The 14,514-nt window shown below is 49.9% G+C and carries 11 protein-coding genes; 4 read left to right on the forward strand and 7 right to left on the reverse strand.

The genetic code is table 11. The features are described 5' to 3' along the window. Positions 1-44: 44 nt before the first annotated feature. The 7 genes from DFR47_RS00590 to DFR47_RS00615 form a co-directional block, all read right to left on the reverse strand. Positions 45-446: a DoxX family protein gene (locus tag DFR47_RS00590; protein WP_113942492.1), complete on the reverse strand. Its 402-nt coding sequence runs from the start codon at positions 444-446 to the stop codon at positions 45-47. A gap of 328 nt (positions 447-774) precedes the next feature. Further along, positions 775-2,166 (reverse strand): class II fumarate hydratase, encoded by a 1,392-nt coding sequence (gene fumC / locus DFR47_RS00595; RefSeq protein ID WP_113942493.1) that lies wholly within the window; start codon positions 2,164-2,166, stop codon positions 775-777. Positions 2,167-2,251: 85 nt separating this feature from the next. Beyond that, complete coding sequence (locus DFR47_RS00600; RefSeq protein WP_113942494.1) at positions 2,252-2,503, reverse strand: hypothetical protein; 252 nt, start codon at positions 2,501-2,503, stop codon at positions 2,252-2,254. 613 nt (positions 2,504-3,116) lie between these two features. Then, positions 3,117-3,317 (reverse strand): hypothetical protein, encoded by a 201-nt coding sequence (locus DFR47_RS21955; protein ID WP_210207239.1) that lies wholly within the window; start codon positions 3,315-3,317, stop codon positions 3,117-3,119. Positions 3,318-3,385: 68 nt separating this feature from the next. Further along, entirely contained in the window at positions 3,386-5,029 is a 1,644-nt protein-coding gene (groL, locus tag DFR47_RS00605; RefSeq protein ID WP_113942495.1) for a chaperonin GroEL, read from the reverse strand. A gap of 107 nt (positions 5,030-5,136) precedes the next feature. Further along, positions 5,137-5,433 (reverse strand): co-chaperone GroES, encoded by a 297-nt coding sequence (groES, locus tag DFR47_RS00610; RefSeq protein WP_113942496.1) that lies wholly within the window; start codon positions 5,431-5,433, stop codon positions 5,137-5,139. A 405-nt stretch (positions 5,434-5,838) separates the two neighbouring features. Further along, positions 5,839-7,743: a TadE/TadG family type IV pilus assembly protein gene (locus DFR47_RS00615; RefSeq protein ID WP_113942497.1), complete on the reverse strand. Its 1,905-nt coding sequence runs from the start codon at positions 7,741-7,743 to the stop codon at positions 5,839-5,841. A gap of 414 nt (positions 7,744-8,157) precedes the next feature. Between DFR47_RS00615 and DFR47_RS00620 the strand changes: the two genes are divergently transcribed. From DFR47_RS00620 to ileS, 4 genes are all read left to right on the forward strand, one after another. Beyond that, positions 8,158-9,006: a TIGR01459 family HAD-type hydrolase gene (locus DFR47_RS00620; RefSeq protein ID WP_113942498.1), complete on the forward strand. Its 849-nt coding sequence runs from the start codon at positions 8,158-8,160 to the stop codon at positions 9,004-9,006. 60 nt (positions 9,007-9,066) lie between these two features. Further along, on the forward strand, positions 9,067-10,089 hold the full coding sequence (locus tag DFR47_RS00625) for a bifunctional riboflavin kinase/FAD synthetase (protein ID WP_113943147.1): 1,023 nt from the start codon (positions 9,067-9,069) through the stop codon (positions 10,087-10,089). Between the two features lie 87 nt (positions 10,090-10,176). After that, on the forward strand, positions 10,177-11,016 hold the full coding sequence (locus tag DFR47_RS00630) for a MipA/OmpV family protein (protein WP_245416395.1): 840 nt from the start codon (positions 10,177-10,179) through the stop codon (positions 11,014-11,016). A 363-nt stretch (positions 11,017-11,379) separates the two neighbouring features. Beyond that, the gene (gene ileS, locus DFR47_RS00635) at positions 11,380-14,286 is read left to right on the forward strand and encodes an isoleucine--tRNA ligase (protein WP_113942500.1); all 2,907 of its coding nucleotides are present in this window, start codon (positions 11,380-11,382) and stop codon (positions 14,284-14,286) included. Positions 14,287-14,514 lie beyond the last annotated feature (228 nt).

Raw genomic sequence — 14,514 nt, forward strand, 5'->3', positions numbered from 1 at the left:
CGTGAGAATTGCGGCCTTTTTGATAGGTCAAAAGCGCTTCGCTATTAGCGACCGCGACGGTCAACCGAATATGCACCGGCACCGGTTACGGCGAGCAGCAGCAGACCACCTGCAATTGCGAGGTTCTTCTGTGCCATCAGTGCGTTCATACCTTCGGCAAAATCCATGTGAGCAACCAGTGTGGCACCGATGGTGAACAGGGCAACAACGACCGCTGCAATACGGGTCTGGAAACCGATCAGGATGGCAAGGCCGCCCACAAATTCAACCAGACCAACGAGAACTGCGGTCACGCTTGGCATTGGCAGGCCGATTGCGCCGAAATACTGCGCAGTACCTTCAAGGCCAGTCAGCTTGCCCCAACCAGCAAGAATGAAAAGAATAGCAAGAAAAACGCGGGAGATCAGAATAACAATGGAATTCTGGGAGGCTGAAACAGTGCTCATTATGAGGCTCCGGATGAGATATTGCTGGAGGGGTAAGAGTCTTCCAGACAAAAAAAGTAAACAATAGAAAAGTGATTTATGCTGCAGGCTCATTGTGCGCAGCACGAATTGCTGTTGCGCAATGGATAACTAACAAGTGACTGTATTGTAAATATAGACAGATATTGACATATCGTTCATCAATAGTGAACCCTAAAACAGCATGTCGAAATTTAAAATTGATCATTCTGCATTGATAACGGGCTAAAGTCACGAGACGTTATAAAAAGAAAACAGCCCGCAACAGTGAGCTGTTACGGGCTGCAATAAATGCATTATTCAAAGCAACTTATGAAGGCTGTAACATCAGTTCCGGGCGCACTAAAGCTTCATATTCTGCTTCACTGACAAGGCCGCTTTTGAGGGCTTCTTCGCGAAGCGTTGTACCATTGTGATGGGCAGTCTTGGCAATCTTTGCTGCCGCGTCATAACCGATCTGCGGTGCCAGAGCCGTCACCAGCATCAGCGAATTTTCCATCAACTCATGAATACGGGCTTCATTGGCTTCAATCCCGTCAATACAATGATCGACAAAGGAATTCATACCGTCAGCAAGCAAGCGGATAGATTGAAGCACATTGGCCGCAATAACCGGTTTAAAAACGTTGAGCTCAAAGTGTCCCTGACTTGATGCAACGGTGACAGTTGTATGATTGCCGAAAACTTGCGTGGCAACCATGGTCAGAGCTTCTGCCTGAGTCGGATTGACTTTGCCCGGCATGATCGATGAGCCTGGTTCGTTTTCCGGCAATTGCAACTCGCCGAGGCCGGAGCGTGGACCCGAGCCGAGGAAGCGAATATCATTAGCAACTTTAAACAGGTCTGCTGCTAAAGCATTCAGGCTGCCATGCAGATTGAGCAGGGCGCCATGAGAGGCCAGCGCTTCAAACTTGTTTGGCGCTGTTTTGAATGGCAGGCCGGTAATATTGGCAACGGCTTCCGCGAAACCGGTATCAAAACCTTTAGCGGAGTTCAGACCGGTGCCGACTGCTGTGCCACCCTGTGCCAGTAAGTAGACATCCGTGAGACTCTGCACAATACGGTGCTTGCCATATTCAATAGCGGCGCGATAACCGGAAAACTCCTGCCCCAATGTGACAGGTGTGGCATCCTGCGTATGTGTACGGCCGATCTTGATCAGATGCGCGAATTTCTCTTCCTTGGCTTTGAGCGCATCAATCAGATGGTCAAGGGCAGGGAGCAGGCGGGATGTGACTTCAATTGCCGTGGCAATATGCATGGCTGTCGGGAAGCTGTCATTGGATGACTGTCCCATATTCACATGATCATTCGGGTGAACCGGCTTTTTGCTGCCGATGGTGCCGCCGAGCATTTCAATTGCGCGGTTGGAAATCACCTCGTTGACATTCATATTTGACTGGGTGCCGGAACCGGTCTGATAAATAACCAGCGGAAAATGGTCGTCGAGTTTGCCTTCAACCACTTCGGCGGCGGCCACAGTAATCGCACGTCCCAGAACAGGATCGAGTTTGCCGAGTGCGATATTGGTTTCGGCCGCGGCCTGTTTAACAATGCCGAGCGCATGGATAAGGGGGAGCGGCTGACGATCTGTGCCGATTTTAAAATTCTGCAGCGAGCGCTGGGTCTGTGCGCCCCAATAACGATCATTCTCAACGGCGATAGGGCCGAAACTGTCGGTTTCGGTGCGTTGGTCGGACATAGTCAACTCCTGAAATTCTGTATTCTGGGAAGAGATCGGCAAAAGACGGTTTTAAGTGAAGTTCCGGTTCGGGGGGGCAGACGGTTTAGTCGTCTTCGGTCTCATCATCCGGATTTTCGATCCATGCAGTCGGTGTAACTTTTTTCTGCGTGGTGCTGTCGAGAAAAACCCACCAGCCGCTGTCATTCTCATCCCAATCGCCCCCGGCTTTTTGAAGTTGGGCAAGCTGGCGATAACGTGCGGGAGATTCGTTAATCTGCCCGTCAAAGTCAGTCCAGAGAACTGTCACGGTGCGCCCGTCTTGCGGGGCAGTCGAAATCGGATGTTCTTTACGCATAATGCTTCTCTCCCGTGCCGTGACAGCGTTGATCGTGTCAGAGCAGTATGAAGGTAACTTCACTAAACCTAAGCTGGTTCAGCAGAAATTCAAGCGGAGAAATGTAAAATATGTGTCACATTGTCGCGATATTGGGGAGGGTAAGGTGGGAAGACGGGTTTAACCCGTCTTCCCGTTGTTCCGGTCTGCAACACCTTCAAAGCGGGGGCAATAGGAGCGCCTGGCCGGAACAAACTAAGTAACTGTAATTTTTTGTATCTCTACATTAGAGAATCTCTAAAATAAAGATTGTCTCTTTGTCCGTACAGTAAAATAAAGTGACATGCATTTTTATATGATGTTATGGTTTATGTGTTTGATACAATTTCAACCGGAATGATACCCCTCTTTATTGGGATTAATTATAAATATTGAATTCTTATAATTAATATATCAATGCATTTATCCTGTTAAATTTGATGATTAGAGTAATATTTATTGTGTTGGCTGAGGTATTATACGTTCTAGTATTAAAGCATCTTGTTAAAGATGCTTATTAAACTGCGAATATATTATAAATTGAGGCGGTGAAAAGTTTTTCCTGATTGTTGGGAGTATTTTTCTTGCGACATGCTTAATGCTGCGGGCAGATTATGGCTGTTCGGTTTTTGGGATTTACGCATAAAAAAACCTCCGGTGATGAACCAGAGGTTTTCTTAAAATAAGGCTTTGTGGACTTCTTAGAAGTCCATGCCGCCACCCGCACCGTTTCACGGTGCAGGCTTATTTCTTGATGGGCGTAAAAAAGCCCCTGATAAATCAGAGGCTTTTTCATTTGGTAGGCGCATTATCGTGGCCGTACCGGCGCAAGCGCCTGTGCTACGAAATGCTAGTATGGATTTCTTAGAAATCCATACCGCCCATACCACCCATGCCGCCGCCTGGCATTGCTGGCATGCCGCCGTCTTTCTTCGGCAGTTCAGCAATCATGGCTTCAGTGGTGATCATCAGACCAGCAATCGAAGCTGCGTTCTGCAGAGCGGTACGAACAACCTTAACTGGGTCAACAACACCAGCTTTGATCAGATCGCCATATTCGTTGGTTGCAGTGTTGTAACCAAAGGTTTCAGAAGCGTTTTCGAGGATTTTGCCAACGATAACGGATGCTTCTTCACCGGCGTTTGTTGTGATCTGACGGGCAGGAGCCTGGATCGCACGACGGATGATGTTGATACCGGCGTCCTGATCGGCATTGATACCTTTTGCAGTGATGTTTGCAGAAGCGCGCAGCAGTGCAGTACCGCCACCTGGTACGATACCTTCTTCAACAGCCGCACGGGTTGCGTTCAGAGCATCGTCAACGCGGTCTTTGCGTTCTTTAACTTCTACTTCAGTTGCACCGCCAACGCGGATAACTGCAACGCCGCCAGCAAGCTTAGCAAGACGTTCCTGCAGCTTTTCACGGTCGTAGTCAGATGAAGTTTCGTCGATCTGCTGTTTGATCTGGCCAACGCGGGCTTCGATTTCAGCTTTCTGACCGGCACCGTCAACGATAGTTGTGTTTTCTTTGGAAATCGCAACTTTCTTCGCGCGGCCGAGCATATCGAGGGTCACTGATTCCAGCTTGATGCCGAGATCTTCGGAGATAACCTGACCACCGGTGAGGATCGCGATATCTTCGAGCATTGCCTTACGACGATCGCCGAAGCCCGGAGCCTTAACAGCAGCGATTTTCAGGCCGCCACGCAGCTTGTTCACAACCAGAGTTGCCAGTGCTTCGCCTTCTACGTCTTCAGCAATGATAACGAGTGGCTTGGAAGTCTGAACAACAGCTTCGAGAACCGGCAGAAGAGCCTGCAGGTTGGAAAGCTTCTTTTCATGCAGAAGAATGTAAGCATCTTCCAGATCTGCAATCATTTTTTCCGGGTTGGTTACGAAGTAAGGGGACAGGTAACCGCGGTCAAACTGCATACCTTCAACAACTTCGAGCTCTGTTTCAGCAGTTTTAGCTTCTTCAACAGTGATAACGCCTTCGTTGCCGACTTTCTGCATAGCTTCAGCGATCATGCGACCGATTTCTGCTTCGCCGTTAGCGGAGATAGTGCCAACCTGAGCAACTTCTTCAGAGGTGTTGATCTTCTTGGCTTTGCCGAGAAGGTTTGCAACAACTTCAGTCACAGCCAGATCAATACCGCGCTTCAGATCCATCGGGTTCATGCCGGCAGCAACAGCTTTTGCGCCTTCCTGAACGATAGCCTGACCCAGAACAGTAGCGGTTGTTGTACCGTCACCAGCTGTGTCATTGGTCTTGGAGGCTACTTCGCGCAACATCTGTGCGCCCATGTTTTCGAACTTGTCTTCAAGTTCTACTTCTTTAGCAACCGATACACCGTCTTTAGTGATGCGTGGAGCACCGAAAGATTTGTCGATAACAACGTTACGACCTTTAGGGCCGAGTGTTACTTTTACAGCATCTGCAAGGATGTCGACGCCGCGCAGCATTTTTTCGCGCGCTGAACGACCGAATTTTACTTCTTTAGCAGCCATTTTTCTCTCCTGGAGCCTGAGGTTTGACCTTCAAGGCCTCCCGATTTGAACTGTTGAAAAGGAATTATGAGTAACCTGGGATAAGAACCGTCAGGTCAATTCAAGAATTAGGCAAGAATACCGAGAATGTCGGATTCTTTCATGATCAGCAGGTCTTCGCCGCTGATCTTCACTTCTGTACCGGACCATTTGCCGAACAGAACGCGATCACCTGCTTTAACATCCAAAGCAACCAGCTTGCCGCTTTCGTCGCGGGTGCCGGAACCAACGGCGACAACTTCGCCTTCAGACGGCTTTTCTTTGGCGGAATCAGGAATAATGATGCCACCGGCTGTCTTTGCTTCCGATTCTACACGACGAACGACAACGCGGTCATGAAGAGGGCGGAAATTGATCTCTGCCATGGTTATAACCCTTGAAAATACGCCTTGAACTAAGGCAGCAAAATGAATGATGGGCTTTATTGCCCGTTGATTATTAGCACTCTCCATTGGTGAGTGCTAACGTGCCTTTGATATAGGAAATAGCATTTTCGGAGTCAAGGTTTCGGGCGGGCAGAAAAGATAATATTGCCGGTGATAATCCCTGTAAAAAACTACCAAGTTTGCTCTGAACCTTCAGTACAAGCTGAACATGTAAGGTGCGCTGGCCGGAGTTATAAGTGCTTCACCGAAACAAATTTATACTCGCCGGAATAGATTTTGCAGTAGGTTCATTATGCAGGGTGAATGTGAAGCACATATGAAATTTGCACTGCCATAATATGCGAAAACACCGGCCTGTTTGGCAGACCGGTGTTTTCTGACAAATTATTGGACAACGCGCAGATTGGACAATTCGTCAGCAATCTCACGGAAAGTTTGTTCCAGTTCACTGCCGGTGGTGTTCCAAAACAGTTTGGCGCGTCTGGTTGGATAATCTTTATCAAAGCGCACACGCGATTCTGATGCGCATTCTTTCATGATTTCCATTTGCTTGCGGTCTGTGGTGTTGCTTTGTCTGAGGTCAAGGGCGACCGTCATCACCATAATATTGCTACTTTTGGCGAGCTCGCAAAGACGGCTGAAGCGGGCGTTCAGTGCATTCGTATAATTATCATTGTTACGGGAATTGGTGTTGACGCCGGTGGTTGCTTGAAAAATACGAGGTAAATTATAGCCCGGCGTATTGGTGCCAACATAGCCAAGACCGGAATAGTATGACGTGTTTCCGGCTCTGTCTGTTGTCGTTCTGCCATCCGGATTGCCCAGGCCATTATATTGATAATAGGTATTAGCGCCATCTGTCAGAACAATGACGACTTTATCATTGCCGCGCTCGGAGCTGGGTCTGCCGCCTTTGAAAGGCGCATTTTGCATTAGTGTGCGCCAGCCCCAGACCATGCCTTCGGGAACATTGGTGCCCCCGTGCGGAACCATGTTTTTAATGCCATCCTGAATTTTTTTCATCCCCACAGAGGTTGTGACATCTGTAAGCTCAGTGATTGGCGTTGTTGTGCAGCTGTAATTGGGGCCAATTTTTTTAGCCCCTGTTAATGTCAGGTTCTCTGCTGAAGCTGCTGTATCAGTATAGTAACGAATGAGATCCGACTGCCTTAACTGATAAGAGGATACTGAGGTTCCTTTGATGTTAGCCTGATCTGGCCACCAGCTATTCAGCGCTTTGGTGCTGTTTACAAACTCACTCGGAGCGAACATCGGGACATACATTGTTTCAGGACGCGTTACTGACGGTACGTCTGCATTGATACCATAGAGGCCTGGCCGGGTTTCAACGCAACCCTGCCATGAGGCATAGGTGCTGCCATTTCTGGTTTTCATGTCCTCATAGAGACTGAAACGTGTAAAATAATGGCCGGCCTCAACACCCCAGCCAGTGCCCTCTTTGAAGTAGGCGTTATCACGAAACACAATATTTTTATTGCGTCCCACAACCAGCGGATTATTTCGTATCGGCATGGTAAAATTTTCATAATGAACCGGAGAGACGCCCGTCTGATCCATCCATGTGCGATCCCGGTTATTGGCACCGATATTGACTGAACCGGCAAAAGGAACGAGCGAGAACTGTATCGGATTTTCAAGGTGAGTAATCAGTTCGGCTTGTTTTGCCATGTTGGTGACGAGCTGACTGGCTGCATCTTGCAATAGCTTCATGCGTTGCTGACCCGAGCCGGAGCCTCTCTCATCCATAGAGCCGGAATTATCCAGTACCAGTGCAACTTCAAGCGTATTTTTGAGGCGGACGGTTGCAGCCATATTATAGGTGTATTTGTCCCAGTCAGCTTCGCCTCTCGATAAGGCTTGTACGGCCCTGCCAAAAAAAGAAACATAGCGGAACGAAGCGCTGGCAACGATCTGCTGATCCACATTGGCGCCTTGCGGAAAAGACAGGTTAAACTTCGTTGCAGGTGGTTCGATAGCGCGCAAATTGGCATCGAATATTCTTTTGCCGAAAGTGCGCATTTCATCTTCTGTAGAGGCAACCGTGTAGCGTTTACCCACAGCCAGTGCCGCAGCATCCAGAGAGTTTTGCACATTGCCGCGCACGCGCATCAGATTGGCCGTATCAATAGCCAGCATCATGGCAAACAAAATCGGCGGCAACATGAGCGCAAAAAGCGGAGCGATTGCACCATTCTGGTTTTTGCGGAAATGACGCACAAATAACCGGATACGGCCGGACGAATTTCCGGAAGTGGGAACACAACGCATAGTCTCTCCTGCCGGTCTTGCCGGGATAACATCTTATTCTTGTTCACTGTTTTTCTAATATTCTACATAATGTGCGATGCAGGCAGATGAAAAACGGAAATCAATTCTCAGTTGGCGGAGAGGGTAGCGGATTGGTTCTAACAAGCCGTCACGAAACACGGTAAAGAAACTGGACAATGCACAGGGTTAATAAAGCCTGAGCAATATTGATGTGGCTAATATGCATATAAACAGGGATGTGATGGAGCCGTTTGCGCAAAATGGGTGACATATGCTGCCTGTTGGTTTAGAGCATTTATAAAAAATCCGGCGGGTGAAGTTATGTCTTCAATCCTGCCATGAATTCAGACTGTTTGCGCATAGCGCAACGCTTACTTCGCAAATAGCGCAGTTTAATGATTTAAGGATAATGTTATGCTGCATCCGGCAAAGCTCGATGATCTTTTCGAAAAATATGATGTGATCTTCAGTGATGTATGGGGCGTATTGCATAATGGTGTTGAAGCCTATCGTCCGGCTGCAGATGCTTTGAAACGTGCCCGCGAGGCTGGTGTGAAAGTGGTTTTGATTACCAATTCACCACGCCCTTTTCCCGGTGTAGCTGCTCAGATGGAAATGATGGGTATTACCAATGAGAGCTATGACCAGATTGTCACTTCCGGTGATGTGACCCGTGATCTGATCGCTGCGGGTCCACGCAAAATCTATCATCTGGGACCTGAGCGCGAGCTGGCAATTTATGACGGGCTCGATGTTGAGCTGGTCGAGGAATACGAGGCGTCAGCTGTTGTATGCACCGGTCTGGTTGATGATGAAGTAGAAAAGCCGGAAGATTATGCAGAAATGCTGCAACGTTTTCGTTCGCGCGATCTGCCGTTCATCTGCGCTAATCCTGACCTTATCGTTGAGCGTGGCACGCGTCTGATCTGGTGTGCCGGTGCATTGGCGCGTGATTATGGCCAGCTCGGCGGTCGCACGCTAATTGCCGGTAAACCGCATAATCCGATTTATGCTGCTGCCATGCAGGCTGCTGAAAAGCTGACTGGCAAGCCGGTTGATAAATCCCGTATTCTTGCCATTGGCGATGGTATGCTGACTGATGTGAAGGGCGCACAGAATTACGGCGTTGATGTGCTGTATATTTCCGGCGGTATTCACGCAGCGGAATATGTGGCTAAAGGTGAAGTCGATCACGACAAACTGCTGACATTCCTTGGCCGTCATGGTGAGGCACCTGCCGCGGTTATGCGCTACTTGGTATAAAAACGCAGACGCCGTGTAATTACCCTGAAACAAGTATCCTGAAACAAATTTATGACCGCGATGCCTTCAGATTTTGCTGCACAATCCGCCATCCTCCGTCTCACCTGTGGTGCAAACGGCAGTGAAACTTTGCCCGCGCATTTGCGCGGCGGTGTAGTGGCAATCGGCAATTTTGACGGCGTGCATCGCGGCCATCAGGCAGTGCTTGAAAAAACCTTGCAACTGGCAAAAGAGCGCAATTGTGCTGCCGTTGTACTGACCTTTGAACCGCATCCGCGCAGTTTCTTTAATCCGGAACAGCCGGTTGACCGTCTGACAGATCCGCAGGAAAAAGCTGCAATTCTCGGTCTGCTTGGTTTTGACGTGGTGGTAGAGCAGGGCTTTGATGCGGATTTCTCTTGTCTGTCAGCGCAGGAATTTATCGATCAGGTATTGATTGAACGTCTGGGTGCATCAGAAGTCATTACCGGCGTTGATTTCCATTTTGGCAAAAAACGTCAGGGGAATCCGGCATTTTTACAGCAGGCCGGTGAAGTGCATGGTTTCGGTGTTACGCTGATTGAACCGTTTACCGATGAGGGCGGTGAGGTGGTTTCCTCTTCCCGCATTCGCACCTGTCTGGCGGCAGGCGATGTGGTTGGTGCCGCAGGATTGCTCGGCTATCGCTACACATTGGCGAATACGGTTATCCATGGCAAGCAGCTGGGACGCACCCTCGGCTTCCCGACAGCCAATATGGCACTGCCGGAGCAAACCAGTCTGAAACACGGCATTTATGCTGTTCGCTTCCGTCGTGCTGATGGTTCACTTTATGATGGTGTGGCCAGTTTCGGTCGCCGCCCGACTGTCGATAATGATGGTTGTGCGCTGCTGGAAACCTTTGTGTTTGATTTCTCAGCCGATCTTTACGGGGAGTTCTGCTCGGTTTCCTTCTTTGCTTACCTGCGCGGAGAAGAGAAATTTGATTCGCTCGATGCGCTGATGGTGCAGATGCGGCAGGATGAGGCCGAAGCCCGTGCGATTTTATCCGCTGTTCAGCCGCTTTCTCAGTTGGATTCTTATCTGACTTTCTCGAGAAGCTGAATAAACACGCTTCTTTAGAATATATTTACTGCTTTACTTGAAAAATGAACGCCTGTTTATTTGCTCATCTGTGTTCGGGGGCAGAAAGTGCGTTTGCGTAAAAAATATAATTATTCATGGATCGCTGGTCTGGCGCTGCTGCCTGCTGCATTTATTTCCAGCAATCCGGCTTTGGCAGAAACCGGTGGCAAGTCTTCCGGCCGTTATTTCTGGTCGGGTGACTGGTCTTTGACTGTCGGTGGTGACTTTTATCGTCAACCGCGTTTTACCGGCTCCAGCAAATATATTTTGAGCGCACAGCCTTTGATTTCTTTCGGGCGTACGGGTGTTGCTGAACGCTTTTCTTCCCGCAATGACAATATTTCCTTCGCTCTGATGGATATGGAAGATTTTCGTGTGGGGCTCACCGGCGAATTTCTGATGGCGCGTGGCGGTAGTCAGGCCGATGGTCTGAAAGATGTACCATGGGGCGGTGAGGTTGGCGGCTTTATGGAGTTTTATCCGACAGACTGGTTCCGCATGCGTGCGGAGCTGCGTCACGGTATTCGGGCGCATAAGGGCATCGTCGGTGAACTGGCGGGTGATGCATTTTACGATGTGACACCGGCTATCCGCGTTTCCGGCGGGCCAAGGGTGAACTTCGCTTCCAAGAAGTATTTAGACACTTATTACGGCATTAATGCCGAGGAATCAGTTGCCAGTGGCCTGTCGGTCTATGATCCTGACGGCGGTGGTATTTCTTCAGTCGGGTTGGGCGGTGCGGTAACATGGATGACCACCGATAAAATCACGACCAGTCTCTATGCGGAATATTCCAATCTGCAAGGCAAAGCAGCCCGTTCCAGTCTGGTGAAAGAGCGTGGCTCGCGCAATCAGCTGGCAGTGGGTGTGTCGGCAACCTATCGCTTTGACTTCACTCTGGACTGATTGTTTGAGTAAAATTCCGGCAGTTTTGTAAAAGCATCGGCTTATTCAAGGTGAAAATCTGCCGGAAGGGCAAAGTTTATCCGTCTTGCCTCTTTATTCCGAGCGCTTGCATTGATAAAAGCACTGTCATGATGAGACGATACTCAATATTTATAATGCCGCACTATGCTGGCCGAATTATTGGCCCGGCCTTTTCTTGAAGCCTGATCAGAGAGTTCAGGGGGAAAGGTCCGGGAAGAATAGCTGACATCCTGAGATGCCGGAGCATGGCTGCCGCCTCAGGGATTATTTTTCGAGACTGCCTGCCTGAGCGCAGCATAATGCCGTGATATGCTCCGGCAGTCCAACTGATAGCTTAAGATAATGACCGCTGAAAAAATCGACTATTCAAAAACGCTGAATCTGCCGCAGACCGACTTTCCAATGCGTGCGAGCCTGCCACAGCGCGAGCCGCTGCTGGTTGCCCGCTGGGAAGAGATGAATCTCTATAAAAAACTGCGTGAAGATGCCAAAGATCGCCCGCTTTGGGTGCTGCATGACGGCCCTCCATACGCAAACGGCAATATTCATATCGGCCATGCACTGAACAAGACGCTGAAAGATGTGATCACCCGTTCGTTCCAGATGCGCGGCTTCAACTCCAACTATGTGCCGGGTTGGGACTGCCACGGCCTGCCGATCGAATGGAAGATCGAAGAAAAATACCGCGCTAAAGGCCAGAACAAGGACGAAGTGCCGATCAACGAATTCCGCAAAGAATGCCGTGAATTCGCGGAAGGCTGGATCAAAGCGCAGACTGAAGAATTCAAGCGTCTGGCGATCACCGGTGATTTTGAACAGCCATACACCACAATGAACTTCCGTGCGGAAGCGCGCATTGCCGGTGAATTACTGAAATTTGCCCGTACTGGTCAGTTATATCGCGGCTCCAAGCCGGTGATGTGGTCGGTCGTTGAGCGCACCGCGCTGGCGGAAGCCGAAGTTGAATATCACGATGTTGAATCGGATATGATCTGGGTGAAGTTCCCTGTTACTAATGTGGCCGAACTGGCGGACGCGCATGTGGTGATCTGGACAACCACACCTTGGACAATTCCGGGCAACCGTGCGATCGCTTATTCGCCGAAAGTTTCTTACGGCCTTTACGAAGTAACCGGCGCTGAAAATACCTTTGGTCCGCAGGCTGGTGAAAAGCTGATCTTCGCAGACAATCTGGCTGAAGATTGCTTCAAAAAAGCCAAGCTGACATTTAGCCGTTTGCGTGATGTTTCGGTTGAACAGCTTCATGGCATGACAGCTGCGCACCCGCTGAAAGGCTTCGGCGGTGGTTATGAATTCGTCGTGCCGCTGGTTTCCGGTGATCACGTTACCGATGATGCCGGTACAGGTTTCGTCCACACTGCACCAAGCCATGGTCGTGAAGACTTTGAAGCATGGATGGATGCGGCACGCGAACTTGAAGCACGTGGTATCAACCCGGCCATTCCTTTCCCTGTTGATGATGCAGGCTTCTACACCTCTGATGCACCGGGTTTTGGTCCTGACCGTGAAGGCGGTGCTGCACGCGTTATCGACGATAACGGTAAGAAGGGTGACGCTAACGAAGCTGTCATCAAAGAACTGATCGCCCGCGATCTGCTCTTTGCCCGTGGTCGTATGAAACACTCATATCCGCATTCATGGCGCTCGAAAAAACCGATCATCTTCCGCAATACGCCACAGTGGTTTGTCTATATGGACAAAGAACTTGGTGATGGCACCACGCTGCGTTCCCGCGCGCTCAACGCGATTGATGATACACGCTTTGTACCGGCAGCAGGTCAGAACCGTCTGCGTGCCATGATCGAAAACCGTCCGGATTGGGTGCTGTCGCGTCAGCGCGCATGGGGTGTGCCAATCTGCGTATTCGCAAGCGAAGACGGCGCAGTTCTGGTTGATGAAGCTGTAAACGAGCGCATTCTGACAGCCTTTGAGGTTGAGGGCGCGGATGCATGGTTTGCGGAAGGTGCTCGTGAGCGCTTCCTCGGTAATCGCGCGAATGAACCTTGGGAACAGGTTACCGACATTCTCGACGTTTGGTTCGATAGCGGTTGTACCCATGTGTTTACACTAGAAGATCGCCCTGATCTGAAATGGCCTGCCGATCTGTATCTGGAAGGCTCTGATCAGCATCGCGGCTGGTTCCATTCGTCCTTGCTGGAAAGCTGCGGAACCCGTGGCCGCGCACCTTATAATGCAGTGCTGACCCATGGCTTCACTATGGACGAGCACGGCAAGAAAATGTCGAAGTCGCTCGGCAATACGGTGCTGCCACAGGATATCATCAAAGAATCAGGTGCGGATATTCTGCGCCTCTGGGTGATGACATCCGATTATTGGGAAGATCAGCGTCTGGGCAAAAGCATCATCCAGACCAATATCGACTCCTATCGTAAGCTGCGTAACACCATCCGCTGGATGCTTGGTACACTTGCACATGATGAAGGCGAAGAGGTGGCTTATGCCGATCTGCCGGAACTCGAAAAGCTGATGTTGCATCGCCTGAGCGAGTTGGATGAGCTGGTTCGCAACGGCTATGACAGCTTTGAATTCAAGCGCATCACCCGTGCTCTGATCGACTTTACCAATATCGAATTGTCGGCCTTCTATTTCGATATCCGTAAGGATGCACTGTATTGCGATGCGCCTTCGAGCCTGCGCCGTAAGGCGGCACTTCAGACTGTGCGTCACCTGTTCGATAATATCGTGACATGGCTGGCACCAATGCTGCCGTTCACCACGGAAGAAGCATGGCTGGATCGTTACAAAGATGCCGTTTCCGTGCATCTGGAACAGTTCCGCACCATTCCGGCTGAATGGAATGATCCGGTTCTGGCCGCCAAATGGGACAAGGTGCGCGATGTGCGCCGCGTTGTCACCGGTGCTCTGGAACTGGAACGTGCGGATAAGCGCATTGGTTCGTCGCTGGAAGCAGCACCTGTGGTGCATATTACAGATGCATCGCTGGTATCGGCGGTTCAGGGTCTGGATCTGGCGGAAATCTGCATCACCAGTGATATCACAGTGAGTGATCAGCCGGCAGCCGGTGAAGCCTTTGTTCTGAGTGATGTGAAAGGCGTTGCGGTTGTGTCAGCTAAGGCAACCGGTACCAAATGTGCCCGTTCATGGCGTTATACGCAGGATGTTGGTAGTGATTCTGCCTATCCGGATGTATCTGCGCGTGATGCGGCAGCATTGCATGAGTTGAAAGCACTCGGACGTCTGGATTGATAATGAATTTGCGGCAATCACCTTTAGAGCGCTGTGCGTCCTTTCGGGCGCACAAAGGTCGCTCTAAATAATTGAATCTACGTATCGGTCCAAAAAATGTTCCGATTTTTGGATCGATACGTTAACAAACAATTATCAGTGATTGCCGCATATTTTCTGCCGTGCTAAGGCACTGCATTGAAATATTTTGTCGGCAGTGAAAATCTGCGGTCATGCCTTGGAGTTGCC

Source organism: Pseudochrobactrum asaccharolyticum, from assembly GCF_003314995.1.
Classification (GTDB): domain Bacteria; phylum Pseudomonadota; class Alphaproteobacteria; order Rhizobiales; family Rhizobiaceae; genus Pseudochrobactrum; species Pseudochrobactrum asaccharolyticum.

Coding starts and splice junctions, on each gene's coding strand:
- DFR47_RS00590 (WP_113942492.1), bottom strand. CDS start 446: ATGAGCACTGTTTCAGCCTCCCAGAATTCCATTGTTATTCTGATCTCC.
- fumC (WP_113942493.1), bottom strand. CDS start 2,166: ATGTCCGACCAACGCACCGAAACCGACAGTTTCGGCCCTATCGCCGTT.
- DFR47_RS00600 (WP_113942494.1), bottom strand. CDS start 2,503: ATGCGTAAAGAACATCCGATTTCGACTGCCCCGCAAGACGGGCGCACC.
- DFR47_RS21955 (WP_210207239.1), bottom strand. CDS start 3,317: ATGAAAAAGCCTCTGATTTATCAGGGGCTTTTTTACGCCCATCAAGAA.
- groL (WP_113942495.1), bottom strand. CDS start 5,029: ATGGCTGCTAAAGAAGTAAAATTCGGTCGTTCAGCGCGCGAAAAAATG.
- groES (WP_113942496.1), bottom strand. CDS start 5,433: ATGGCAGAGATCAATTTCCGCCCTCTTCATGACCGCGTTGTCGTTCGT.
- DFR47_RS00615 (WP_113942497.1), bottom strand. CDS start 7,743: ATGCGTTGTGTTCCCACTTCCGGAAATTCGTCCGGCCGTATCCGGTTA.
- DFR47_RS00620 (WP_113942498.1), top strand. CDS start 8,158: ATGCTGCATCCGGCAAAGCTCGATGATCTTTTCGAAAAATATGATGTG.
- DFR47_RS00625 (WP_113943147.1), top strand. CDS start 9,067: ATGCCTTCAGATTTTGCTGCACAATCCGCCATCCTCCGTCTCACCTGT.
- ileS (WP_113942500.1), top strand. CDS start 11,380: ATGACCGCTGAAAAAATCGACTATTCAAAAACGCTGAATCTGCCGCAG.